The sequence below is a fragment of the Methylobacterium sp. 10 genome, from assembly GCF_000519085.1.
Taxonomy (GTDB): Bacteria; Pseudomonadota; Alphaproteobacteria; order Rhizobiales; family Beijerinckiaceae; genus Methylobacterium.
Genome location: NZ_KI912577.1, coordinates 68,182 through 89,780, shown reverse-complemented (window position 1 = coordinate 89,780; position 21,599 = coordinate 68,182). Strand labels below are relative to the sequence as shown.

Below are 21,599 nucleotides of genomic sequence, written 5' to 3'. Positions count from 1 at the left end.
GATACCCGAGTGGGTCGAACCGTCCAAAAAACCTTAACGGAATGGTTACCAAGCGTGTGGCCGGTTTCATCCCGTCGGCTTTATGCATGATGCCGCAAGGCTTAAACGGAAGCGAACGATCTCGACCGCTCCTGTGGATAGACTGGTGGAGGGGCGCTCAAACGCCCGGTTCGGTTAAGGCGAGGCCACGGGTGACCAGTCTGATTGATCACGCCTACCTCGCGGAGCAGACGTTCGGCGACGTCGACCTCGCCCGCGAACTGCTCGGGCTTTTCGCCGGCCAATGCCGCCGGTTGCTGCCCGGGATCACCGATCCGGGCCTCGATGAACGCCACCGCGCCGACCTCGCCCACACGCTGAAGGGCTCCGCCCTCGGCGTCGGCGCCGCGCGGGTCGCCGAACTCAGCGCCGCCATCGAGGATGGCCTGCGTCGGGGCGGCGTCGTTCCGGCCGCGGTCTATGCCGCGTTGACCGACACGGTGCGGGCGACCCTGGCGGAAATCGACGCACCCGTCCGATCTCAGGCGAAAGGACGGAACGGGTCGGCGTCTGCAACGTAAGCGCAGGAATGTCGGGCGATGAGGCCGGTGACGCTTGCATTCACCGGGCCGCGCCTTCAAGGCAGTCGCGCCGCACAACCGGCCGCAGACGCGTTGTACGAGCCTGGAGTCTTCGATGCCCAAGATCACCTACGTCGACCATGCTGGAACGGCCAGGACCGTGGAAGCCGACGTAGGATCGACCGTGATGGAGGCGGCGATCCGCAACAACGTGCCGGGCATTGATGCCGAATGCGGCGGCGCCTGCGCCTGCGCCACCTGCCACGTCTATGTGGATTCCGAGTGGGTCGATGCCGTGGGACCGGCCGAACCGATGGAGCAGGACATGCTCGATTTCGCGTCCGACGTGCGTGCGACCTCGCGTCTGTGCTGCCAGATCCGGATCAAGCCCGAACTCGACGGCCTCAAGGTCGTCACGCCTGCCCGCCAGGGTTGAGCGGGCGTCGCCCCAGATTCTCCGCGAAGCGCAGCAGATACCCGTCGGGGTCCTGAACCAGGAATTGCCTGACGCCGACTTCCATCTCCCCGACCCGGTACCAAGCCTCGTGCGCGGGCCGGAACAGGGGCCAGGACGCGGTATCCAGGGCTGCCAGGATCGGATCGACGGCATCGATCGCGATCTGAAGGTTGATCCCGCGGCCGAGCGGCGGTTCGAGGGCCCCCGTCCGCCAGTTCCCGTTGACGACGTTGAGCATCACCTGCGCCCCGTCCCTCTCGAGATAGGCGAAGCCGTTCTCCAGTCGGGAATAGGCGACGGAGAATCCCAGCAATCCGCGCCAGAAGACGAGGCTGGCTGCTAAGTCGTGGACGTCGAGTTCCGGCACGAGGGGGCTGAACCCGCCCTCGGGCAGCCGGTCGCCCATCATCTCACCAGCGCCCGCATGGCCCCGTCGATCCCCTCGATGTTCAGGGGGAACATCCTGTCCGACACGATCCTGCGGATCATGCCGATCGACTGGGTGTAGGCCCAGTGCTCGGCGGGGACCGGGTTGAGCCAGACCGATTTCGGGAACCGTTCGAGCACCCGTTCCAGCCAGACCTGGCCCGGCTCCTCGTTCCAATGTTCCACCGAGCCGCCCTGCATGGCGATCTCGTAGGGGCTCATGGACGCGTCGCCGACGAAGACGACGCGGTAATCGGACGGATAGGTGCGCAGCACGTCGAGGAGCGGGATCGCCTCGTCGTGACGCCGGCGGTTCTCCTTCCAGACACGCTCGTAGGGGCAATTGTGGAAGTAGAAATGCTCCACATACTTGAACTCGGCGCGGGCCGCGGAGAACAGCTCCTCGGCGAGCGCAACGTGCCAGTCCATCGACCCGCCGACATCGAGGAAGAGCAAAACCTTCACGGCGTTGCGACGCTCGGGGCGCAGCTTCACGTCGAGATAGCCCTTGCTGGCGGTCTCGCGGATGGTCCCGTCGAGATCGAGTTCGTCGGCGGCGCCCATGCGCGCGAAGCGGCGCAGGCGTCGGAGGGCGACCCGCATGTTGCGGGTGCCGAGTTCGACGCCGTCGTCGAGATCCTTGAACTCGCGCTTGTCCCAGACCTTGACCGCGCGAAAGTTCCGGTTGCCGTCCTGGCCGATGCGGATGCCTTCGGGGTTGTAGCCATAGGCGCCGAACGGGGAGGTGCCGCCGGTGCCGATCCATTTGTTGCCGCCCTGGTGGCGTTCCTTCTGCTCGGCGAGCCGCTGTTTCAGCGTCTCGAAAAGCTTGTCCCATCCGAGCGCCTTCAGCTCCGCCTTCTCGGCGTCGGTGAGGTACTTCTCGGCGAGCTTGCGCAGCCATTCCTCGGGGATCGCCGTCGGCTCCGCCGCCTCGCCGATTGTCTCGATCCCCTTGAACACGGTGCCGAACACCCGGTCGAAGCGATCGAGGTGGCGCTCGTCCTTCACCAGGGCGGTACGGGCGAGGAGATAGAACTCCTCGACGCGCTTGTCCGCCAGATCGCGGTCCAGGGCTTCGAGCAGCGTGAGGTGTTCCCGCAGCGTGACGGGGATCTTGGCGTCGCGCAGGGCCGTGAAGAAGTGGAGCAGCATGGGGCAGAGAACGCGCGAACCGGGCGTCCGGGTCAAGGGCGTCCGCGCACGGGTTCGGCCCACGGGAAGCGTCGGTAAGCGACGCCGGACTTGTGAGCCGGATAACGGAAATAATCCTGAATTCAGTGAGACATGGGCGCCGCTTGCCCTCTTCGGCGCCAACGAAGCTGGGTATAAGTCCGGTTTTCTGTTGATATCACCGCCTACTGTGTTCTTGGCACCTTCAACATTGTCATTGAAATCAAACAGCTGGGAGACAGAGTGAACGCCAAGTCAGGGCCGGGGTATTTGGCAGAGTAAGGGTGGACGTTATGGCGCTCGTCTTGCGCTCCTTGAGTGATTTCAAGCGGTTTCTGGCGAAGCCGGGCGCGACGATTCAGATCGTGCGGAACACCTTCATCGAGCGCCAGCCAGCCTCGTTCCAGGAAGCCTATCGCCAGAAGGGCATGTACGAGCCGCGCACCGTCCAGGCGATCTCGAAGAAGGCGGCGGTCTTCGCCATCAAGGGCCATCCGACGACCGTCTGGCTCTATTGGGACAAGGGCACGCGGAACTGGCGCTATTCCGGCGACACCCTGGCCGTCCCGCTCAATACCGGCGTCGGGCCGCCCGACGAGATCATCTATCGTTGCAGCTTCGCGCCGGGATCGGAGCCCAAGGCCCGTGCGCCCGCCCGTGCCAAGACCGTCGATCCCGCGCCCGCATCGCCGGCGGACAAGCCGACCCCCACCATGCCCGAACGCGGTCAAGGCCGCCTGTTCTGATCCCGTCCGCCCGCCATGTGCCGCCACGCCGTCCCGCGATCGGCGGACAAGCTCCGTCCGGCCAGCATCATGTCGTCACGACCATTGCCGCTTCGAAGCAGCGCCTTCGAAGACGATCGACACCTCAAAAGTATCCCGCGCTCCGACGCCCGCAATAGCATTCGTTGGTGGATGCGCCTGAATTCAGGTGCTCTCCCGAGTTATCCACTCCTCCGACGAAGTAGCCGCGTCACTCTGTACGGAAGAAGACGCAACGGCGGATCGATCATGCACTTTTCGAGGACGACTCTTCTTTCTGCGGTGCTTCGCGGGTTTCCGTCGCCTTCCCCGCCTCGACGTTCTTGCCCACGGTGCGGCGCGCACGGAACGCCGGCCTCACCTCGGTCTCCTTGCGCTTGAGCATCGAGCGGTACTCGTCGCGCCGCTCGTGGATCGAGGCGATGACGAGGCCCATGGGGACGCCCACATCCACCAGCACGGCTTCCGAGAGCTGCAGGGAGGCCTCGATCGTCTCCGGCACGGCGTCGTCGACGCCCATCTCGTAGAGCGCCGTGGCGTGGCGGGCATCGCGGGCGCGGGCGACGATGGTGATGTCGCGGCGCTCCGCGCGCGCCGCTTCCACCACCGCCTCCACGGCGCGGGGATTGTCGAGGGTGACGACGAGGGCGCGGGCATTGGCGATGTCGCAGCGCCGCAGCAGTTCCGGGTTGGAGGAATCGCCGAAATAGACCGGATTGCCGAGGCGGCGATGCTCGGAGACGCGGGCGGCGTCGGCATCGAGGGCGAGATACGGGATCTTGTGGCGGGCGAGCATCTCGCCGACCTGGCGTCCGACGCGGCCGTAGCCGGCGATGATGACGCGATTCTGCTGCTTGTCCGGCACCGGCTCGGCGCGGGCGCGGCCGAGATTGGAGCGGGACATCCGCTTGCCCAGGCGCCGAGCCAGGCTCGCCAGTCCCGGAATCGCGATCATCGTCACCGTGGTGACGATCAGCGCCGCCTGGCCGAGGCCGTCCGGCACGAGGCCGCCGGCAAGGGCCCCGCCGATGAGGACGAAGGCGAATTCGCCGCCGGGGCCGAGGAGCAGCGCGGCTTCCAGCGCGACGCCGCGCGGGATGCGGAGGAGCCGGGCGGCCACGAGGATCACCGCACCCTTGATCAGGATCAGCCCGAGGGACAGGCCGAGGATGGTCTTCGGCGCCGCCATCAGTTGGGCCGGATCGAGGTTCATGCCCACCGACACGAAGAAGACCCCGAGCAGCAGGCCCTTGAACGGATCGATCGTGGCCTCGATCGCCCGCCGATACTCGGTCTCCGCCAGGAGCAGGCCCGCGACGAAGGCGCCGAGCGTCATCGAGAGGCCGCTCGCCGCCGCCGTCAGGGCGGTCGCGACGATGACGAGGAGGCAGGCGGCCATGAACAGTTCCGGCGAGCGGGTCCGGGCCACGAGCTGGAACAGCGGGCGCAGGGCGAGGCGGCCCGCGACGACGATAAGGACGAGGGCGATGGCCGCCTGTCCGAGCGCCAGGGCGAGGGCGCCTCCGACATTCGCCCCGTCGCTGCGGCCGAGCACGGCGATGGCGAACAGCATCGGCGCGACGGCGAGGTCCTGGAACAGCAGCACGGCGAAGCTGGCGCGGCCCGCCGGGGTGTTCAGGCGCTTCTGCTCTGCCAGGACCGGCAGGACCACGGCGGTGGAGGACAGGGCGAGGGCGAGACCCACGATGACGGAGGCGGCCAACGGTACGTCGAGGGCGAACAGGATGATGCCGATGACGAGGGAGGAGGCGAGCACCTGGGCCGATCCGAGCCCGAAGACGAGGCGGCGCAGGATGCGAAGCCTCTCCCAGGACAGCTCGACGCCGATCATGAACATCAGGAAGATCACGCCGAACTCGGCCAGATGCGCGATCTCGGACCGGTTGCCGATGGTGAAGATCGAGAGCCAGGGGATCGTGTCGGCGAGCCGCCCGAGGCCGAAGGGGCCGAGAAGCGCGCCCGCGCCGATGAAGCCCAGCACCGGACTGATCCGCAGCCGATGGAACAGCGGCACCACCACGCCCGCGGTGACGAGAAAGATGATCGCTTCCTTGTAGGATCCGGCGTGAACGTCCGTCATCGAGCTAGGCGGTCTCCCGAGAATGGTGCGTGCGAAGGCCGGCCGAGATGCAGCCGCCGAGGTTCTGCACAGGGAACTCCGGCCGCGGGACTGCAATGGGCTCGCCGGCAGCGGGAAGACCATGCAAGCCCCTATGGTGCCCGGGCAACCTGCAATTCGCCGGCCCATGCGGATTTCATCGCCGCGGCGCGCGAGCCATGCACGTCGACGGCGAAGTTTCGGGGCTCGGGTTTTGCACCGCGGTAGAGGTTGGCGCAAAAACGGCACAATGACCGCATAAGGCCGAACTTAACGATCCGTTAAGACCCGGCTTTCGTCCTGCTTCTCTTCGTTCGTCGCGTTTTTTTGAAGACACGAGTGCCTCATGCGAAAGTCGGCCCCCAACCGGGATGTTCAGCGCGAGCGCCGCGACTGGATCCGCGAATCCGAACGCTGGACCCACGAGCGTCACCTGGAGAAGGGCTACCGGATCAAGTGGGGCTATGTCGGAATCGCCTATCTCGTGGAGTTCATGGTCATCGGCGCCTCGCTCTGGGGCGCCTGGCTGTTCGCCGGGGTCTACAGCGACGGGGACGACAAGGCCTTCTACTTCATGCTGCTGGCGCCGCTGGTCTATGCGGCGGTGGAGCTCTGTCGCGTGCCGCTGGGCATCCTGGCGCGGACCCAGCGCTCCTACTTCATCCGGGCGCTGGCCATCGTCGGGATCATCTTCGCCGCCGGCGTCACGACGAAATCGGTGTCGCAGCTCGGCGAAATGATGTTCCACCCGCGCCTGATGGATGCGGCCAAGGCCAAGACCGCCCTCAAGGACGCGCAGGCCGACCGCTCGACCATCGACGGCCGCATCGCCTCCGCCGACGCGCGCGTGGCGCAATACACCGCGGAACTCGACCAGATCGAGAAGCGCGCCGCCGAGAATGCGAGCCAGCTCTCGGCCCTGCCGGCCCAGCGCTGCGAGCGCGTCTCCGGCACCAACAGCAAGGGCCAGCGCTATTCCAACCTGAAATGCGTCACCGATCCGCGCACGGCGACCCTCAACGCCAGCGTCGGCAAGGCCGGCGCCGACCGGGCGGTGGTGACCAAGTCCCTGGAGGAGGCGCGCAAGGCCCGGGCCGAACTCGACCGCGGCGCGGCCGAGCGCAAGGTGGCCGATGCCGAGCAGGCCTACCGCAACTCGGTGAACCGCTCGCAGCTCCACTCCTTCACCGCCATGGTCTACGGCGTCGACCCGATCGACGTGACCGACGCGCAGGTCCACGCCTTCCTGCGCATTTTCGTGTTCGTACCAGCCCTCTGCGCCGCCTTCGCCTCCACCATCCTGGCGCTCTGTGCCGTCTCCGTGCGCAAGACCTTCATGGACGAGGACGATCTCGGCGCGGCCGTGAATCTCGAGGCGACGCCCTACATGCTCGACTCGATCACCGAGTCCCTGCGCCAGGAGATGGGGTTGGCACCACCCAAGCCCGTGCGTGACGTGACGCCCACCGGCGAGGTGATCCCGATGGATCGCCGCACCGCGCCCAGCACCAACAATACCAACTTGCCGCCGGTGGCCAGCGCGGGAGCCGGCGCATGAGCATCCACGCATCGGGAACGCCGGAGAACGTGGTTCTCGCCCAGAGCGTCAACGGCCGGCTCCGGGCGGAGACGCGGATCACCGCCGCGCGTGCCTTCCTGTTGCGGGCGAGCGGGGCGGGAGTCTTCGCAGCACTCGCCGGCATCGGCATCGGAGCGGCGTCCTACGGCTACGCCTACATGAACCAGTTCGACTCGGCGGCCGAGAAGATCGCCGCCGCCATGCAGACCGCGCTGGCGGACGTGACCCTGAAGACCAAGGGCGAGGTGACCCTCACCGACAACGTCCTGAAGCTGGAGGGCGGCCCCGTCCGCTCCTCCCCGTCGCCCACCCAGGCCCAGCTCGGCAAGGACGCGGCGCCCGCCTCGAAGGCCACGGTGAACACAACCTTCACCGTGTTCAAGCAGGTGCCCTACATGGACGGCCAGATCGTCACCGGCTGGAACTTCCGTGCCAACGAGGAGGTGCCGTTCCAACAATATTGCTACTTCTCCCGCCGGACCAACGAGGCCAAGGGCCAGGTCGAGATGAAGATCGATCTCGCCATGGACGGCAAGGTGCTGCCGCAACCGCAGAAATCCGACGTGAACCTCGCGATCCTCGCCTCGAACTGCGTGTGGAGTGACGGGAAGTCGTTGTGAGTCGCCTGTTCAGGCCGGTCGATCCTCCGGTGCCTGCCGCGTGGGGTTGATGACCGTCAGACCGATGAAATCCCGCTCGTTCGCGGTGACCACGACGCAGTCGTTCACCTGCGCGATCGCCGCGATGATCATGTCGAGGGCGGAGCGGGGACGGCCGGCCCGCCGCCCCTCCGCCATCAGCCTCGCCCACACGAGCGCCGCGTCGCCGTCGAAGGACAGAGTTCGGCCCGCGAACAGGGCGACGGGTCCGTCCTTGCCGGAAAACCACGCTTCCAGATCGTCTCGCTTGCGGCCGCTGGGCATCTCCAGAATGCCCCTTCGGATCTCCGCCACCGTGAGGGAGGCAATGAAAAGGTTGGAATCCGGTCGATCCGCCAGCCAGGCCGTCAGCAAGGGGGAAGGCGTCGGCTTGACGATGTCGCTGATGACGTTGGTGTCGAGAAGATAGCGGGTCACAGGTCGATCCCGCGCCCCGCTCCCTTGTCGCGATTCAGCTCCAGATCCGACCCCACCAGCGGAGACCTGCGCAGGGCGGCGAGAATACCGCCCGTCTTTTCAGGCGGGCCCTGGAGCGCGTCGGTGAGGGCAGTGCGGATGCGGGCGGCGTCCGGCCCGTCCTCCGTCAGCCGACGGGCGATGGAACGGATCAGCGGGCGGTCGGTTTCCCTCGCCACCACTTCGAAGCGTGCTATGCCGCGCTGCGTCAGTCGGAGCCGATAGGCGCTGAGCGCTCGCTTCTGCGACGTGTTGTCCATGGCTCGCCTCCACCGTATAGCCGGTCATATATCCGGTCGGATCGACACCGACAAGAAACGGCTAGAACGGCGGCCGAGAACGGCGATGGTGCCGTACTGGGCCGTTGGCCCCGCAACCCCCGCACGGACGGACGCCTCATGCGCTTTACCGGCACCGCCGATTACGTCGCCACCTCGGACCTCACGACCGCCGTCAACGCGGCCATCGTGCTGGAACGGCCGCTTCTGGTGAAGGGCGAGCCCGGCACCGGCAAGACGGTGCTGGCGGAGGAGATCGCCAAGGGGCTCGGCGCGCCGCTCCTCACCTGGAACGTCAAATCCACCACCAAGGCGCAGCAGGGCCTCTACGAATACGATGCGGTCTCGCGCCTGCGCGACAGCCAGCTCGGCGATCCGCGCGTGTCGGAGATCGGCAATTACATTCGCCGCGGCAAGCTGTGGGATGCGTTCACCCATCCCGAACGCCCGGTTCTCCTGATCGACGAGATCGACAAGGCCGATATCGAGTTCCCCAACGACCTCCTGACCGAACTCGACCGGATGGAGTTCCATGTCTACGAGACCGGCGAGACGATCCGCGCCGAGCGCCGCCCCATCGTCATCATCACCTCGAACAACGAGAAGGAATTGCCGGACGCGTTCCTGCGCCGCTGCTTCTTCCACTACATCAAGTTCCCCGACGCCGAGACGCTGAAGGCCATCGTCGAGGTGCATTACCCCGGCATCAAGCACCGCCTCGTGGAGGAGGCCCTGCGGGTCTTCCTCGAGACGCGGGAGGTGCCGGGCCTGAAGAAGAAGCCCTCGACGTCGGAATTGCTGGACTGGCTCAAGCTCCTCGTCTCGGAGGACGTCTCGCCGGAGACCCTGCGCGAACGCGATGGCCGCAAGCTGATCCCGCCGCTCCACGGCGCGCTCCTGAAGAACGAGCAGGATGTCAGCCTGTTCGAGAAGCTGGCCTTCATGATGCGGCGCGAGGGAAGAGGGGGCTGAAGCGGGCGGGTATCAAGCCGCGCCGTCATCCCGGGGCGCCGGAGCCGAGCCTGGGATCCAGAGCCATGACGATGCCAGGAACGGGCCGGACCTGCGTTTCTGGATCCTGGGCTCCGCTACGCGGCCCCAGGATGACGCGAAGACGTGAAAACAGGGCGCCGCCATCGAGACCGCGCCCTGGGGGTGAGCGACGGCAGGCCCGGATAGGGCCGACACGTCATCGGAGTATTGTCCATGAAACTGAAAAAGCTCGGCCGGACCGGCCTCGACGTGTCGTCGCTCTGCCTCGGCTGCATGACCTACGGCATTCCCGAGCGCGGCCCCCATCCCTGGACCATGCCCGAGGAGGAGAGCCGCCCGCTCATCCGGCAGGCGATCGAACTCGGCATCAACTTCTTCGACACGGCGAATTACTACTCCGACGGTACCAGCGAGGAGATCGTCGGGCGCGCCCTCAAGGACTTCGCCGACCGCGACTCCATTGTGCTGGCCACCAAGTGCTATTATCCGCTCAAGGACCAGCCCAATGCCGGCGGCCTCTCCCGCAAGGCGATCTTCGCCTCCATCGATGCCAGCCTGAAGCGCCTCGGCACCGACCATGTGGATCTCTTCCAGATCCATCGCTGGGATTACGGCACGCCTATCGAGGTGACGATGGAGGCCCTCCACGACGTGGTGAAGGCCGGCAAGGCCCGCTACATCGGCGCGTCCTCCATGTACGCATGGCAATTCGCCAAGGCCCTGTTCACCGCCGATCTCCATGGCTGGACCCGGTTCTCGACGATGCAGGACCATTACAACCTTCTCCACCGCGAGGAGGAGCGCGAGATGCTGCCGCTCTGCGCCGACCAGGGCATCGGTGTCCTGCCCTGGAGTCCGCTGGCGCGCGGGCGCCTGACCCGCGACTGGGACGAGGGGAGCGCGCGCCAGGATTCCGACGAGGTCGGCAAGCGGCTCTATGCCTCTGCCGAGGAGGCGGACCGGGCCATCGTCGGCAAGGTGGCGGAGATCGCGCAAGCGCGCGGCGTTTCGCAGGCGCAGGTGGCTTTGGCCTGGGTCATCCAGAAGCCCATCGTCACCGCGCCGATCATCGGAGTGTCGAAACCCGCCCATCTGACCGATGCCGTGGCGGCTCTCGACCTGGCGCTGGATGCCGACGAAATCGCCGCCCTCGAAGCGCTCTACACTCCGCATCCCGTCGTCGGCTTCCAGTAACGTCTCCGTACCAGGAAGGTTTTCCGCCCATGCGCCGCCTGATGCTCCTGCGCCACGCCAAATCCGACCGTTCGCCGGGCGTGCGCGATATCGACCGTCCGCTCAATCCACGGGGCTTCAAGGCCGCGCCGCAGATGGGGGCCTATCTCGCGGAGCATGACCTCGTGCCGCAGAGGGTCGTGGTCTCGCCCTCGCTCAGGACGCGGTCGACCTGGGAGGGCATGTCCGCCGCCCTCGGCGACCCCGAGGCCGAGATCGTCGATGCGATCTACGAAGCGCCGGACAGCGCGCTGCTCAAGGTCATCCGCGCGACGCCCGCCGATGTCGGGACCCTGCTCATGGTCGGGCACAATCCCGGCCTCCAGGACCTCGCCCTCGATCTCGTCGGCGACGGTCCTCGGGAGGCGAGGGGTCGGCTCTCCGTGGAGTTCCCGACCGCGGCGCTTGCCGTGATCGACATCGAGGGCGAGGCCTGGACGGATTTCCGTCCCGGCAAGGGCCGGCTCGAACGGTTCGTGACGCCCAAGGGCCTCGATCGCGACGAGGCCGCCTGACCCGGCGCGGGCGGAATGAACGGATCATGGACTGGGCCGTTGCTCAGGACCATGGCCCATCACCGCTGATCCCGTGTTCGTCACCACGCTTCTCGTCCTGACATCCCTGTTGCCGCGCGCGGATATCGGCCTCGACGCCGTGAAGAGGGTCGTGGCCCGGGCGGAATCGATTCTGGAGATGGCTGCCTCTCCGTCAGAGGTTCCTCGGTTCGTTCCCGAGGACCGGGCCGTATCGACGTGGCGGGCGGAAGCCGGGACCGCCCTGCGTCCTGCTTCCCTCGCCCTGGTCGCGCGCTACGCGCCGGTGCCGCCGGCCTTCGTCGCGCGCTGCGTCAAGCTCAACAATTACTGGTGCATCAAGAGCGCCCGCTGGCGGGGCGAGATCGGCAGCGATGCGGAAGGGCATACCGGGTTTGCCACCGCCGGCGATGGCGCCGACGCGGCGGCCCTCCTGCTGCGGCGCTACTACCGCGAGTTCGGCCGCCGCAATGCCCTGTCCATCGTGCGCCGTTGGGCGCCGGCGGAATGCTCCGTTTCGAGCTCCGGGGTATCGGGCGGAAAGGTCTCCACCGGCCTCGCGCCCCTCGGGCTCGGCAAGACCCTGCGCGCCCGCTACCTCGCCCGCCATGCGCGGGGAGGGTCGCGAAAGCCCCGCATGGTGGTGCGGAGCGGACCCCTTCGGGTCCAGCCCTGGTCGCCGCTGGCGAGGATGGCGGGCGGGCCCAAACCCAGACCCATCCGCGTCGCGGGAGCCGCCGAGACGATCGGCAGGCCCGCGATCACGGCGATCATCGCGAGTCCGTCCGCGACCACGGCAACATCGCCGTCCTCCCGGCTGGCGGAAAGGTTCGCGGCGGAATCGGCCGCTTTGCCCGCCCTCGCGGCCGGAATGCCGGGCCTGCGGCTTCAGGATCTCGCCGCACCGGCTCCGCTCTGCGGCAACGACGAGGTCAGGATCCGCAATTACGCCACGCGAATCGCCGCCAGCGTCGGACTCAAGATCGAGGACGATCTCGCGCTGTTCGATGCGGAGGGCCGGCCCTCGCCCCATCTCGCCCCGGTGATGCTCGCCATGTCCGGCGTGGAACTCGGCGCCTTGCGGGCGGGGCCGGATCTGGTGGAGGCGGCTATTTCCCGACTCGTCGCCGCCCACGTCGATCCCGTCGCGATGGACCGATGACGCGTCCGGTTCTTGCGTTCGCCAGAGACGCGCGCCACCTCACCCCTGCGTCGCCCACTATCCTCCCCCTCCGGCCACACGAGACCTACGCTTCATGATCAGCTTCGCCTCGCGCGCGGGCTCCGCGATCCAGGCCTTCGCCGAGGCATCGAGCGATCTCCTGATCCAGCCGACCCTGAGGCTCGGCGTCACGGGTCTCGCGCGGTCGGGCAAGACGGTGTTCACGACGGCGCTGATCCATCATCTCGTAGAGACCCATGCGCTGCCGGCCTTCGCGCCCGCGCATGAGGGACGGCTGCGCCGGGCCCGCCTCGTGCCGCAGCCCGACGACGACGTGCCGCGCTTCCCCTACGAGGATCATTTCGCCGCCCTGACGGAGCAGCGTCTGTGGCCGCGCTCCACCGACCGGATCAGCCAGTTCCGCCTCGCCATCGAATACGAGCGCAAGGGGGGCTGGCGCTCCGGACCCGGCACACTGATGCTCGACGTGGTGGATTATCCCGGCGAATGGCTCCTCGACCTCGCCCTGATCGACCAGAGCTACGCGGACTGGTCCGCCGCCACCATCGCCGGGACGCGCCGCACGGGACGCGCCGCCATCGCGGCGCCCTGGCTGTCGGTGCTCAAGGACCTCGACCCTGCCGGTCCCCTCGACGAGGTCGTGGCCGAGCGGGCGAGCATCGCCTTCACCGCCTATCTCACCGCGTTGCGCGCCGGTCCGGAATCGGTGGCGACCACGCCACCGGGCCGTTTCCTGATGCCGGGCGACCTCGCCGGATCGCCCGCGCTGACCTTCGCTCCCCTCGACGCCCTGCCGGAGACGATCTCGTCGGACAGCCTCGCCGGGCTGATGGAGCGGCGCTTCGAGGCCTACAAGGCGAAGGTCGTGGAGCCGTTCTTCCGTAACCATTTCCAGCGGGTGGATCGCCAGATCGTCCTCGTGGACGTGCTCGCCGCCGTCGATGCCGGGCCGGCCGCCCTCGCCGAGTTGGAAGAGGCCCTCGATACCGTGCTCCTCAGCTTCCGGATCGGCCGCAATACCATCCTGTCGCGCCTGTTCGCGCCGAGGGCGGACCGCATCATGTTCGCGGCCACCAAGGCGGACCACCTCCACCAGACCAGCCACGACCGGCTGGAGGCTTTGCTGCGCCTCCTCGTCTCCCGCGCCATGCGCCGGACCGAGGCTGCCGGCGCCCGCGTCGGGACCGTGGCGCTCGCCTCCGTGCGGGCCACGCGGGAAACCACGGTGCACGATGACGGCATGACCCTGCGCGCGGTCTCGGGAACGCCCGAGGCCGGCGAGCATGTGGGCGACGAAACCTTCGACGGGCGGAGCGAGGCGGCGGTGTTCCCCGGCGAATTGCCGTCCCGGCCCGAATCCGTGCTGGAGGGGGCGGTGCCGCCCGGCTCCCTCCGCTTTCCGCGCTTTCGCCCCCCGCTGATCCGGCCCGACGCCCATGGCCGCCCCGGCCACCTGCCGCAGATCCGCCTCGACCGGGCGATGCAGTTCCTCATCGGCGACAAGCTGACGTGAGCGTCGGGCTGAGCGAGTCCGCCTCTCCCCGCGTGCGGGGAGAGGGCAGATCCACCGATCGATCCGTTGCGTCATCACCAAAGATCCGCCCATGACCTCTTCGAACCGTCCCCGCGCCTTCCGCATCCCCACCGCCGAGCCGGCCGATGGCCTGGACGGCATCGTTCCGCCGCCGGTCCCGCCGAGCGCGGTCAGGATCGTCGAGGAGCCGTTCGAGATCGTCGAGGCGGCGGACGGCACCGCCGTGCCGGTGGCGCCGAAATCGCGGGCGCCGTGGCTGTCGGTGCTGATGCTGGCGCTGGGCGGCCTCGTTTCCCTCGGGGTCGGCCTGTCGCTGGAGCGGATGATCGCCGATCTGTTCTCGGCCGCGCCCTGGCTCGGCGGCGTCGCCCTGGCCCTCCTCGTGGTGGCGGGGATCGCCTTCCTGGCCCTGGTGATGCGTGAACTCGCCGGCATCTGGCGCGAACGCCGGATCGAGACGTTGCGGGCGAAAGCGGTCGAGGCCATCGCCACGCGGGATCATACCGGCGCTCAGGCGGTGGTCGCCGAGCTCTGCACCCTCTACGCCACCCGCACCGGGCTCGCGGCCGGGCGCCAGCGCCTGAAGGCCCTGGGCGATACGATCCTCGACGTAGACGACCGGATCGGCCTCGCCGAGCACGAACTCCTCGAACCCCTCGACCGGCAGGCCCGCAACGCCATCGCCTCGGCCGCCAAGCAGGTCTCGGCGGTGACGGCGCTGAGCCCGCGCGCCATCGTCGACGTGGCCTTCGTGGTCTTCGCCGCCATGCGCCTCCTGCGCCGGATCGCGACGATCTATGGCGGGCGTCCGGGCTTTCTCGGGTTCCTGCGCCTGGCCCGCTCCGCCTTCGCGCATCTCACGGTCACCGGCGGCATGGCGGTGGGCGAGAGCATGATCCAGCAGGTCCTCGGCCTCGGCATCGCCGCGCGGGTCTCGGCCAAACTCGGCGAGGGCGTCCTCAATGGCCTGATGACCGCCCGGTTCGGCCTCGCCGCCCTGGCGGTCTGCCGTCCGCTCCCCTTCGTCAGGGAGGAGCCGCCGCGCCTGTCGGACGTGGCCGGGGAGCTCTTGAAGCCGATGGGCGGGGCCGAGAAGGCGTGAATCAGAGCCCCTTCAGAAATCCCGCCAGGCGCATCAGCCCCTCGGGCCACGGACCATGCCCGCTCGCCACGTTGATGTGGCCGGATTCGCCGGCATCGACCAGGGCGGCACCCCAGGAATAGGCGAAGTCTTCGGCCCGATCATAGGCGCAATAGGGGTCGTTGCGGCTTGCTACGAGCAACGACGGGAAGGGCAGGGGATCGCGCGGCACCGGCGCGAAATCCGTGACGCTGGAGGGTAGGTTCGGCGTCTGCTCCACATCCGGGAACGCCACGAGGAGGGCGCCCCGCACCTTGCCTTCGGGAAAGGCGGGTGCCGCCTGCACGGAGGCGACCACGCCGAGGCTGTGGGCGATGAGGATCACGGGCCGCGCCGCCGCTTCCACCGCCTCGACGATGCGTGCGCGCCATGAGCCGGCCTCCGGATGGTGCCAGTCGTCCTGCTCGACGATGCGGGCATTGGCCATGCGGGCGGCCCAGCCGGCCTGCCAATGGCCGTCTTCCGAGCCCGCATAGCCGGGGAGGATGAGGATGTCGCAATCGGCGAGCTTCATGCTGCCCGGATAGCGGCTCCCTCGCGCGGCGTCGAGACGGATCAGGGGGATTCACCGAGGGCGTCCACGGCTTGTCCGGCAAGGTTGGCACGGAAGAGCCGTTCGACATCGAGACCGGCGAGGCGACGCAGGCGGCCGGGCAGGTCGGCGATGGCACGCTGGCGTTCGAGAGCGGCCTCTCGCGCCGTTGCGAGGGTCACGGCTTCGAACCGGATCGGATCGCCCGGCCGGCTTTGGGCGAGGCGGCGCAGATCGGCCGAGATCACGGTGGCGATCTTCGGATAGCCCCCGGTGGTCTGGCGGTCCGCCATCAGCACGATGGGCAGGCCGTTGCCCGGCACCTGGATCGACCCCGCGACGGTGGCGTCGGAGACGATGTTGTAGCCGCCCTCGCCATGGGCGATGGCGGGGCCGTCGAGCTGGTATCCCATCCGGTCGGCGCGGTGCGACACGGTGAAGGGCGAGCCGAGCAGCGTGTCGATCCCGCTTTTGGTGAAGCTTTCGGCCTGGGGCCCGAGCATGACGCGGATCGACGCGTTTCGGTCGAGGGGAACGGCATCGACGGTCCGGTCGCCCGGTGCTGCGTACTCCGTCGCGGTGAAAGCGAGCCCGTCGCCGGATCGGAAGAGCCGGCCCTCGGCGCCACCGATCCCGGCGCGGAGATGGAGGGAGACGCTGCCGAGCAGGGAGTGCGCCCCGAACCCGCCGGCCACGGCGAGGTAGACGAACGTCCCTTCGCTCGGTGGGGCGACCTCCAATTCGGTGCCTTCCGCCAGGGTCATGGTCCGATGCCCCGCAATCGGCATGCCGTCGATGCGAAGGGGGCAGGGCGCACCGGCGCTGGCGAACCATCCTCGTCCCGCCTCCACGACGAAGCGGCCGCCGCCGAGCCCGAATTCGAGGACCGGCGCATCCACGGCATTCCCGACGAGGGCATTCGCCGTCGCCATGGCGAGGCGATCCATGGCGCCGGAGACCGAGAGGCCGTAGCGCTGGTAGCCCCGTCGTCCGCCATCCTGGAGGCTGAGCGCGCCGTGGCATCGCGTGATGGCGAGCCTGCCGGTCATGGCACGGTCTCGCACTCGACGATGCGCTCTCCGGCTTGCGCCGCCCGGTCGAGTTCGTCCCATTGGTCCGGGTCGATGGGGAGGAAGCGGATCGCGTCGCCGGGCTCGAACAGGAAGACCGGATCGCGGCCCGGCAGAAACGAGCGCACGGGGGTTCGCCCCAGGAGGTGCCATCCGCTCGGCGCCGCGATGCTCGCCACCAGCGCCTGTACGCCGCCGATGGAGATGGTTCCGGCCGGCGTCCCCGGCCTCGGACTTTCCCGGCGCGACAGGGCGAGGCTGGGGTCGAGACCCGAGAGATAGGCGTAGCCCGGCAGGAACCCGTTCATGGCCACACGATATTCGGGTGCCGCATGCCGGGCCACGACCTCGTCGGGGTTGAGTCCGTGATGGGCGGCGACATCGTCGAGATCGATGCCGAAGGCCCCGCCATAGACCACCGGAATACGCCAGAGCCGGCGTGGCGCCGTCCCGGCGGGGACCGTACCGACGAGGGCGAGAAGCGCGGATTCGATCTCGTCCGGCGCCACCGCGCACGGATCGACGTGAACGGTGAGCGATCGGTAGGTGGGAACGGACTCGACGACCCCCGGGATGCCGGAATCCCGCACGGCATGGTCGAGGGCTAGAACCAGGGCGTTGGCGTCGGGGTCGATCCTCTCACCGAACTCCACGGTGATCGCGGTGTCGCCGCACCAAAGCAGGCGGGGCTGAGGGGCTGACACGGGAGGCCTCGCTCGTCGGATCGTCCGAACGGCCGGGGGCACCCGCCCCTTATGGATTCGGACACGTGTCCCAGTCCCAACATAGAAGGGGCGGCGCTGTCGAGCGCCGCCCCTCTTTCATCCTGAAACTCCCTGAGGACGGTCTCAGTGCGTCCGCACCGGCGGAACGTCGGGCTTCTGGAACGGTTCGGCCCCACGCTGTGTCGCGGCGTTGATGTTCTCAGGGTCGAGGGCGCTTTCCACGAACTCGCGGCCACGGTCGGCGAAGTCACGGGCATAGCGAAGGCCCTGGTCCTTCACTTCGTCGGCCCATGGTCCCACGGCCTGATCCTCGCGGCGCGTCCGCGGCAGGAGGGCACCGAGGAGCAGACCCGCCGCGAGGCCGACGACGCCCACGAGAAGCGGGTTCTCGGTAACGAACTGCTCGACGTTGGTCTTGCCCCGGTCGAGGCGCTGGCTGCCGCGCTCGGCGAACTCGCCGATGCTGCGACGCGTGGACCGGTGGGTGTCCGACGCCCAGTCCCGTGCGTCGTCGTAGGTCTCGGACGCGCGGTCGATCAGCTTGTCCGCCTTGTCCTTCACGGTGTCCCGCGCATCGAGCGCGGCGGCCTTGGCCCGGTCGGCATAGCCCTCGGCCTTGACCTTGGCATCGTCGGCGAGGTTGCCGGCCTGATCGCGGATATCGCCCGCCGTCGCCCGCGTCTCGGTGCGGGCTCGCTCGGAGATGTCGTGGAGCGAACGACTGGTCTCGTCCCCGTGGGGGAGGCCGGCGGCGAGGGCGATGTCGTCGGGAAGGGAGCTCTTGGGCTCACCCGGTATGCTGCTGTGGCTCATGGAGGCGATTCCTGTCGGATGGGAATGGAGCGGCGAGGCCGCTGCCGGGTCAGTCAGATTTCGATCGGCCTTGTGGAGGCTCAAATCTGTGTTTCCTCCGCCAGTTCCTTCACGGGCTGACGGGTCGGCTGGTCCGGATCGTAGACTTTCGCGGCCGCCGTCTGCGTCACCGGCAACGTGGCGTCCGCGTCGACGATATTCCGCTTGGGCAGCGTCGGCTTGTCCTTGGCCGTGCGGTGCAAGAGCCAGCCGATCCCCGCCGCGATGAGAAGGACGGGCACGGGGTTGCGGCGGATCGCATCGAGTGCCCCGTCATAGGCTCCGCTCAGTGGGGTACGGCGGACATTGCCCAGCATGTCATCGACGATGCTCGGGACGGAGAGCCTGTCCTGGATGCGGTCGATGGTCTGGTCGAGGCGGGCACGGCTCGCCTCGATGTCCTTCTCGAGGTCGTTCAACGATTCACTCATCCCGATACCCTTTCGGACAATGCGCGCGCATCCTGGCGCATCTGCCGTGTCGTGCGGGTCGGCGCCAGTGTGGAGAGGGACATGGCGTTCCGTCCGATCAGGGCGAAGACGATGGCGACCACAAGAAGCACGCCGCCGACGATGAGGGCGGACAGGGCTTCCGAATGCACCACCGTGGCGAGCCACTTCACCAGGGCGTCCACCAGGACGAACAGGGCGACGACCCCGAACACGCCGGCGCCGACCATCAGCGCGAGGCCGATGAACAGCGTCCGGACGTTGCTCGTCATCTCGGTGCGGAAGAGCGCCATCTCCTTGCGCGCGAGTTCGCTCGTCTCGCGCAGGGCATCGCCGACGAGGCTTTGAATGCTGGATTGCGGGCCGTTCGACATGACGTCCGGCCTAGCTGCGGAACGCGTCGCGGGCATCGCGGTGGGGCGCGATGCTCGACGACTTGATGAAGCGCGAGACGACGAAGCCGGTCACGAAGGTCGCGACGGCAACGGCGACGGGAGCGCGGCGGGCGAAGGCTTCCGCCTCGTCGTAGAACTCGGCGAAGCTACGGTTCTCGATGGAGGTGCCGAGCTGTTCGAGACCCTCGGCGGCGCTGTCGAAGAACGCCTTGATGTTCGGCTGCTCCTCGAAGGACTTGCTGGAATCCCGCAAGCCCTGGGCGATATCGTTCACCGACTGGGCGGCGTCGCCCTTGCGGCGATCGGCATAATCGGTAGCCTGGGCCCGCGCGGCGGCGACGAAGCCCCGGCCGCGCTCGACGGCCACGTCGGCGATGCCCTCGACATCGCCCTTCAGCGCACGCCAATCGCCAGTCGGAGTAGCAGCCTCGCCGGAGCCGATCCCGGGGGCGTTCGCCGCGGATGCCGGGCCAGTTGGTTGGTTTGCGTTCACGGGCATACTCCTCGATCGCTCTTGGGCGATGTCACATGTGGCTCTTCAACAACATGGAAACAGACGCGGTTCCGCAAGGAATGCTCATCGTCGAACGATGGACGAGGGCCCGGGCGCGACATCCCCGCCGATGCGCGCCGCGCCGCGTTCCCATAAGACCGTTCGACGTCGCAAAACCGATGGTGAAGCGGCATCGTCGGGCGGGGGACGGGCCGCGTGATCCACTACGGAACCGACATTCGTCTCGCCCTGCCCTGGCCGTGGACGATGCGGTCGGTTAGGTTGGCTGACGGAATATGAACAGACGCGGCTGTATCGGACGGATCACGGTCGCGTTACGCGCGTTGAACATCGGAATGTCTTGTCCGGCGTGCCTTGGGTGCGCTGCACGCTGAGGACCGGAGCCCGCTGAGTGGCACGCCTTGTCATCGTATCGAACCGTGTGGCCATCCCCGAGGACAGCGGAAAATCCGTTGCCGCAGGGGGCTTGGCGGTCGCCGTCAAGGAGGCCTTCACGTCCTATGAAGGCTTGTGGTTCGGGTGGAGCGGCAAAGTCGTCGAGGATCCGTCCGAGGAGCCCGAGCTCATCGATCGCGGCCGTGTGCAATACGCTGTGGTCGATCTCTCACCCCAAGACCACCGCGAGTATTACAGCGGCTTTGCCAATCGCGCCCTCTGGCCGATCATGCATTACCGTCTCGGCCTCGGGGCATTCTCCCGCTCGGATTATGCCGGCTACCAGCGCGTCAACCGCATCTTCGCGCGGGCGCTCGCCAAGCTGATCGAGCCGGACGACATCATCTGGGTCCACGATTATCACCTGCTGCCCCTGGCCTCGGAGCTGCGCGGTCTGGGCATCGCCAACCCCATCGGCTATTTCCATCACATCCCCTGGCCCGCCGCGGACGTGTTCAACACGCTGCCGGCCAGCAACGACCTCCTGCGCGGCATCGCCGATTACGACCTGATCGGCCTTCAGACCGATCCGGACGTCCACAACCTCTCCCGCAACCTCATCGACGAGTTGCGGGCGATCCCCCTCGGCGGCGGCTCGCTGATGGTGGACGGCCGCCGGACCCGCATCCGCAGCTTCCCGATCGGCATCGATGTGGCCGGGTTCAAGGAGGCGGCGGAGAATGCCGGTGCGAACAAGACCGTCCGCGAGACCATGGCGGGCCTTCGCACCCGCAAGCTCCTCATCGGCGTCGACCGGCTCGATTATTCCAAGGGCGTGCCCGAGCGCATGGAGGCGGTGGACCGCTTCTTCGCCTCGAACCCCGACCAGCGCGGCAACGTCGTCTATCTGCAGATCACGCCGAAATCCCGCACCGAGGTTCCGGAATACGAGGAGCTCAGCCGCGAGGTGAACGAGACCGTCGGCGAGATTAACGGCGCGCTCGGTGAGCCCAACTGGACGCCGATCCAGTATGTGACGAAGGCCTATCCGCGCCCCGTCCTGGCGGGTCTCTATCGCGCCGCCCGCGTCGGCCTGGTGACGCCCATGCGCGACGGCATGAATCTGGTGGCGAAGGAATACATCGTCGCCCAGACGGCTGACGATCCGGGCGTTCTCGTTCTGTCGAAATTCGCAGGCGCGTCCCGGCAATTGCCCGAGGCTCTGCTGGTCAACCCCTACGACCGGTTCGAGGTGGCGGAAGCGATCCGCACGGCACTCTACATGCCGCGCGGGGAGCGGATCGAGCGCTGGAAGCCCATGGTCGATCGCATGACACGCGAAGACGTGGATTGGTGGGCGCGCAATTTCCTCACCGACCTGGAGAATTTCCGGACCATCGAGCGCGAGCCGCCCCGCGCGGCCGCCGCCGCCGAGTAGCGGCGACCTCCTCATCGGTACGACAGCGCGAGCCTTATTGTCTCCCTCGGCCGGTTGCCGGGGATAGGCGGCGGGCGGGGTACCGGGGTATCGTTCTTGCGTAACCCCGTTCCGAGACCCGGCTCGCGTTCGCCGAGCCGATGCACCTGCGAAAGACATCC

The 21,599-nt window shown here is 67.9% G+C and carries 24 protein-coding genes; 12 read left to right on the top strand and 12 right to left on the bottom strand.

What is annotated here, in order from left to right; translation table 11 throughout:
• Positions 1 to 191: 191 nt before the first annotated feature.
• Positions 192 to 560 carry an Hpt domain-containing protein gene (locus K368_RS23640; protein WP_051439703.1) on the top strand — a complete coding sequence of 123 codons (369 nt, stop codon included), beginning with the start codon at positions 192 to 194 and terminating at the stop codon, positions 558 to 560.
• A gap of 115 nt (positions 561 to 675) precedes the next feature.
• The gene (locus K368_RS0100460) at positions 676 to 996 is read left to right on the top strand and encodes a 2Fe-2S iron-sulfur cluster-binding protein (protein WP_027170666.1); all 321 of its coding nucleotides are present in this window, start codon (positions 676 to 678) and stop codon (positions 994 to 996) included.
• Here K368_RS0100460 and K368_RS0100455 read toward each other — a convergent pair.
• Together K368_RS0100455 and K368_RS0100450 are read right to left on the bottom strand one after the other, a co-directional pair.
• Complete coding sequence (locus tag K368_RS0100455) at positions 974 to 1,426, bottom strand: VOC family protein (protein ID WP_081739469.1); 453 nt, start codon at positions 1,424 to 1,426, stop codon at positions 974 to 976. The genes K368_RS0100460 and K368_RS0100455 overlap by 23 nt on opposite strands.
• A complete protein-coding gene (locus tag K368_RS0100450; protein ID WP_027170664.1) occupies positions 1,423 to 2,598 on the bottom strand; it encodes a VWA domain-containing protein in 1,176 nt (391 codons plus the stop codon). The genes K368_RS0100455 and K368_RS0100450 overlap by 4 nt, the downstream gene beginning before the upstream one ends.
• A 311-nt stretch (positions 2,599 to 2,909) precedes the next feature.
• On the opposite strand from K368_RS0100450, the gene K368_RS0100445 reads away from it, so the two are divergent.
• Positions 2,910 to 3,362: a hypothetical protein gene (locus tag K368_RS0100445; protein WP_027170663.1), complete on the top strand. Its 453-nt coding sequence runs from the start codon at positions 2,910 to 2,912 to the stop codon at positions 3,360 to 3,362.
• A gap of 265 nt (positions 3,363 to 3,627) precedes the next feature.
• On the opposite strand, the gene K368_RS23635 is transcribed toward K368_RS0100445, so the two are convergent.
• On the bottom strand, positions 3,628 to 5,481 hold the full coding sequence (locus tag K368_RS23635; RefSeq protein ID WP_036265823.1) for a cation:proton antiporter: 1,854 nt from the start codon (positions 5,479 to 5,481) through the stop codon (positions 3,628 to 3,630).
• A 364-nt stretch (positions 5,482 to 5,845) separates the two neighbouring features.
• Between K368_RS23635 and K368_RS0100435 the strand changes: the two genes are divergently transcribed.
• Positions 5,846 to 7,057 (top strand): hypothetical protein, encoded by a 1,212-nt coding sequence (locus K368_RS0100435; RefSeq protein ID WP_027170662.1) that lies wholly within the window; start codon positions 5,846 to 5,848, stop codon positions 7,055 to 7,057.
• Positions 7,054 to 7,698, top strand: a complete 645-nt coding sequence (locus tag K368_RS0100430; protein ID WP_027170661.1) for a hypothetical protein — start codon at positions 7,054 to 7,056, stop codon at positions 7,696 to 7,698. Before K368_RS0100435 ends, K368_RS0100430 begins: the two co-directional genes overlap by 4 nt.
• A 9-nt stretch (positions 7,699 to 7,707) precedes the next feature.
• On the opposite strand, the gene K368_RS23630 is transcribed toward K368_RS0100430, so the two are convergent.
• Together K368_RS23630 and K368_RS0100415 are read right to left on the bottom strand one after the other, a co-directional pair.
• On the bottom strand, positions 7,708 to 8,154 hold the full coding sequence (locus K368_RS23630; RefSeq protein ID WP_036265822.1) for a PIN domain-containing protein: 447 nt from the start codon (positions 8,152 to 8,154) through the stop codon (positions 7,708 to 7,710).
• Positions 8,151 to 8,453: a hypothetical protein gene (locus K368_RS0100415; protein ID WP_027170660.1), complete on the bottom strand. Its 303-nt coding sequence runs from the start codon at positions 8,451 to 8,453 to the stop codon at positions 8,151 to 8,153. Before K368_RS0100415 ends, K368_RS23630 begins: the two co-directional genes overlap by 4 nt.
• 138 nt (positions 8,454 to 8,591) lie before the next feature.
• Between K368_RS0100415 and K368_RS0100410 the strand changes: the two genes are divergently transcribed.
• The 6 genes from K368_RS0100410 to K368_RS0100385 all read left to right on the top strand — a co-directional run bounded on the left by K368_RS0100410 (position 8,592) and on the right by K368_RS0100385 (position 15,049).
• Positions 8,592 to 9,443 carry a MoxR family ATPase gene (locus K368_RS0100410; RefSeq protein ID WP_027170659.1) on the top strand — a complete coding sequence of 284 codons (852 nt, stop codon included), beginning with the start codon at positions 8,592 to 8,594 and terminating at the stop codon, positions 9,441 to 9,443.
• Between the two features lie 234 nt (positions 9,444 to 9,677).
• Positions 9,678 to 10,658: an aldo/keto reductase gene (locus K368_RS0100405; protein ID WP_027170658.1), complete on the top strand. Its 981-nt coding sequence runs from the start codon at positions 9,678 to 9,680 to the stop codon at positions 10,656 to 10,658.
• A 29-nt stretch (positions 10,659 to 10,687) separates the two neighbouring features.
• Positions 10,688 to 11,212 carry a histidine phosphatase family protein gene (locus tag K368_RS0100400; protein ID WP_027170657.1) on the top strand — a complete coding sequence of 175 codons (525 nt, stop codon included), beginning with the start codon at positions 10,688 to 10,690 and terminating at the stop codon, positions 11,210 to 11,212.
• A 73-nt stretch (positions 11,213 to 11,285) separates the two neighbouring features.
• Entirely contained in the window at positions 11,286 to 12,392 is a 1,107-nt protein-coding gene (locus K368_RS0100395) for a hypothetical protein (protein WP_027170656.1), read from the top strand.
• Positions 12,393 to 12,486: 94 nt separating this feature from the next.
• Positions 12,487 to 13,926 carry a YcjX family protein gene (locus K368_RS0100390; protein WP_027170655.1) on the top strand — a complete coding sequence of 480 codons (1,440 nt, stop codon included), beginning with the start codon at positions 12,487 to 12,489 and terminating at the stop codon, positions 13,924 to 13,926.
• A gap of 91 nt (positions 13,927 to 14,017) precedes the next feature.
• Positions 14,018 to 15,049: a TIGR01620 family protein gene (locus K368_RS0100385; RefSeq protein ID WP_027170654.1), complete on the top strand. Its 1,032-nt coding sequence runs from the start codon at positions 14,018 to 14,020 to the stop codon at positions 15,047 to 15,049.
• Position 15,050: 1 nt separating this feature from the next.
• On the opposite strand, the gene K368_RS0100380 is transcribed toward K368_RS0100385, so the two are convergent.
• The 7 genes from K368_RS0100380 to K368_RS0100350 form a co-directional block, all read right to left on the bottom strand.
• Positions 15,051 to 15,602, bottom strand: coding sequence for an alpha/beta hydrolase (locus K368_RS0100380; RefSeq protein WP_027170653.1), 552 nt, complete (start codon positions 15,600 to 15,602; stop codon positions 15,051 to 15,053).
• A 41-nt stretch (positions 15,603 to 15,643) separates the two neighbouring features.
• The gene (locus K368_RS0100375) at positions 15,644 to 16,669 is read right to left on the bottom strand and encodes a biotin-dependent carboxyltransferase family protein (RefSeq protein ID WP_027170652.1); all 1,026 of its coding nucleotides are present in this window, start codon (positions 16,667 to 16,669) and stop codon (positions 15,644 to 15,646) included.
• Complete coding sequence (gene pxpB / locus K368_RS0100370) at positions 16,666 to 17,394, bottom strand: 5-oxoprolinase subunit PxpB (RefSeq protein ID WP_027170651.1); 729 nt, start codon at positions 17,392 to 17,394, stop codon at positions 16,666 to 16,668. The genes K368_RS0100375 and pxpB overlap by 4 nt, the downstream gene beginning before the upstream one ends.
• Positions 17,395 to 17,538: 144 nt before the next feature.
• The gene (locus K368_RS0100365; protein ID WP_027170650.1) at positions 17,539 to 18,228 is read right to left on the bottom strand and encodes a hypothetical protein; all 690 of its coding nucleotides are present in this window, start codon (positions 18,226 to 18,228) and stop codon (positions 17,539 to 17,541) included.
• Between the two features lie 80 nt (positions 18,229 to 18,308).
• A complete protein-coding gene (locus tag K368_RS0100360; protein WP_027170649.1) occupies positions 18,309 to 18,698 on the bottom strand; it encodes a DUF3618 domain-containing protein in 390 nt (129 codons plus the stop codon).
• A complete protein-coding gene (locus K368_RS0100355) occupies positions 18,695 to 19,090 on the bottom strand; it encodes a phage holin family protein (RefSeq protein WP_018042238.1) in 396 nt (131 codons plus the stop codon). The genes K368_RS0100360 and K368_RS0100355 overlap by 4 nt, the downstream gene beginning before the upstream one ends.
• Before the next feature lie 10 nt (positions 19,091 to 19,100).
• Entirely contained in the window at positions 19,101 to 19,610 is a 510-nt protein-coding gene (locus K368_RS0100350; protein WP_036265818.1) for a hypothetical protein, read from the bottom strand.
• A gap of 406 nt (positions 19,611 to 20,016) precedes the next feature.
• Here K368_RS0100350 and K368_RS0100345 point away from each other — a divergent pair, with 406 nt between their 5' ends.
• Positions 20,017 to 21,438 carry a trehalose-6-phosphate synthase gene (locus tag K368_RS0100345; protein ID WP_026175661.1) on the top strand — a complete coding sequence of 474 codons (1,422 nt, stop codon included), beginning with the start codon at positions 20,017 to 20,019 and terminating at the stop codon, positions 21,436 to 21,438.
• Positions 21,439 to 21,599 lie beyond the last annotated feature (161 nt).

Excerpts from the sequence above, each read along its gene's own strand:
- K368_RS0100415 (WP_027170660.1), bottom strand. The coding sequence starts at position 8,453 with ATGGACAACACGTCGCAGAAGCGAGCGCTCAGCGCCTATCGGCTCCGA.
- K368_RS0100450 (WP_027170664.1), bottom strand. The coding sequence starts at position 2,598 with ATGCTGCTCCACTTCTTCACGGCCCTGCGCGACGCCAAGATCCCCGTC.
- K368_RS0100390 (WP_027170655.1), top strand. The coding sequence starts at position 12,487 with ATGATCAGCTTCGCCTCGCGCGCGGGCTCCGCGATCCAGGCCTTCGCC.
- K368_RS0100365 (WP_027170650.1), bottom strand. The coding sequence starts at position 18,228 with ATGAGCCACAGCAGCATACCGGGTGAGCCCAAGAGCTCCCTTCCCGAC.
- K368_RS0100360 (WP_027170649.1), bottom strand. The coding sequence starts at position 18,698 with ATGAGTGAATCGTTGAACGACCTCGAGAAGGACATCGAGGCGAGCCGT.
- K368_RS0100435 (WP_027170662.1), top strand. The coding sequence starts at position 5,846 with ATGCGAAAGTCGGCCCCCAACCGGGATGTTCAGCGCGAGCGCCGCGAC.
- K368_RS0100460 (WP_027170666.1), top strand. The coding sequence starts at position 676 with ATGCCCAAGATCACCTACGTCGACCATGCTGGAACGGCCAGGACCGTG.
- K368_RS0100375 (WP_027170652.1), bottom strand. The coding sequence starts at position 16,669 with ATGACCGGCAGGCTCGCCATCACGCGATGCCACGGCGCGCTCAGCCTC.
- K368_RS0100455 (WP_081739469.1), bottom strand. The coding sequence starts at position 1,426 with ATGATGGGCGACCGGCTGCCCGAGGGCGGGTTCAGCCCCCTCGTGCCG.
- K368_RS23635 (WP_036265823.1), bottom strand. The coding sequence starts at position 5,481 with ATGACGGACGTTCACGCCGGATCCTACAAGGAAGCGATCATCTTTCTC.
- K368_RS0100430 (WP_027170661.1), top strand. The coding sequence starts at position 7,054 with ATGAGCATCCACGCATCGGGAACGCCGGAGAACGTGGTTCTCGCCCAG.
- K368_RS0100380 (WP_027170653.1), bottom strand. The coding sequence starts at position 15,602 with ATGAAGCTCGCCGATTGCGACATCCTCATCCTCCCCGGCTATGCGGGC.
- K368_RS0100400 (WP_027170657.1), top strand. The coding sequence starts at position 10,688 with ATGCGCCGCCTGATGCTCCTGCGCCACGCCAAATCCGACCGTTCGCCG.
- K368_RS0100410 (WP_027170659.1), top strand. The coding sequence starts at position 8,592 with ATGCGCTTTACCGGCACCGCCGATTACGTCGCCACCTCGGACCTCACG.
- K368_RS0100355 (WP_018042238.1), bottom strand. The coding sequence starts at position 19,090 with ATGTCGAACGGCCCGCAATCCAGCATTCAAAGCCTCGTCGGCGATGCC.
- K368_RS0100445 (WP_027170663.1), top strand. The coding sequence starts at position 2,910 with ATGGCGCTCGTCTTGCGCTCCTTGAGTGATTTCAAGCGGTTTCTGGCG.
- K368_RS0100385 (WP_027170654.1), top strand. The coding sequence starts at position 14,018 with ATGACCTCTTCGAACCGTCCCCGCGCCTTCCGCATCCCCACCGCCGAG.
- K368_RS0100350 (WP_036265818.1), bottom strand. The coding sequence starts at position 19,610 with ATGCCCGTGAACGCAAACCAACCAACTGGCCCGGCATCCGCGGCGAAC.
- K368_RS0100405 (WP_027170658.1), top strand. The coding sequence starts at position 9,678 with ATGAAACTGAAAAAGCTCGGCCGGACCGGCCTCGACGTGTCGTCGCTC.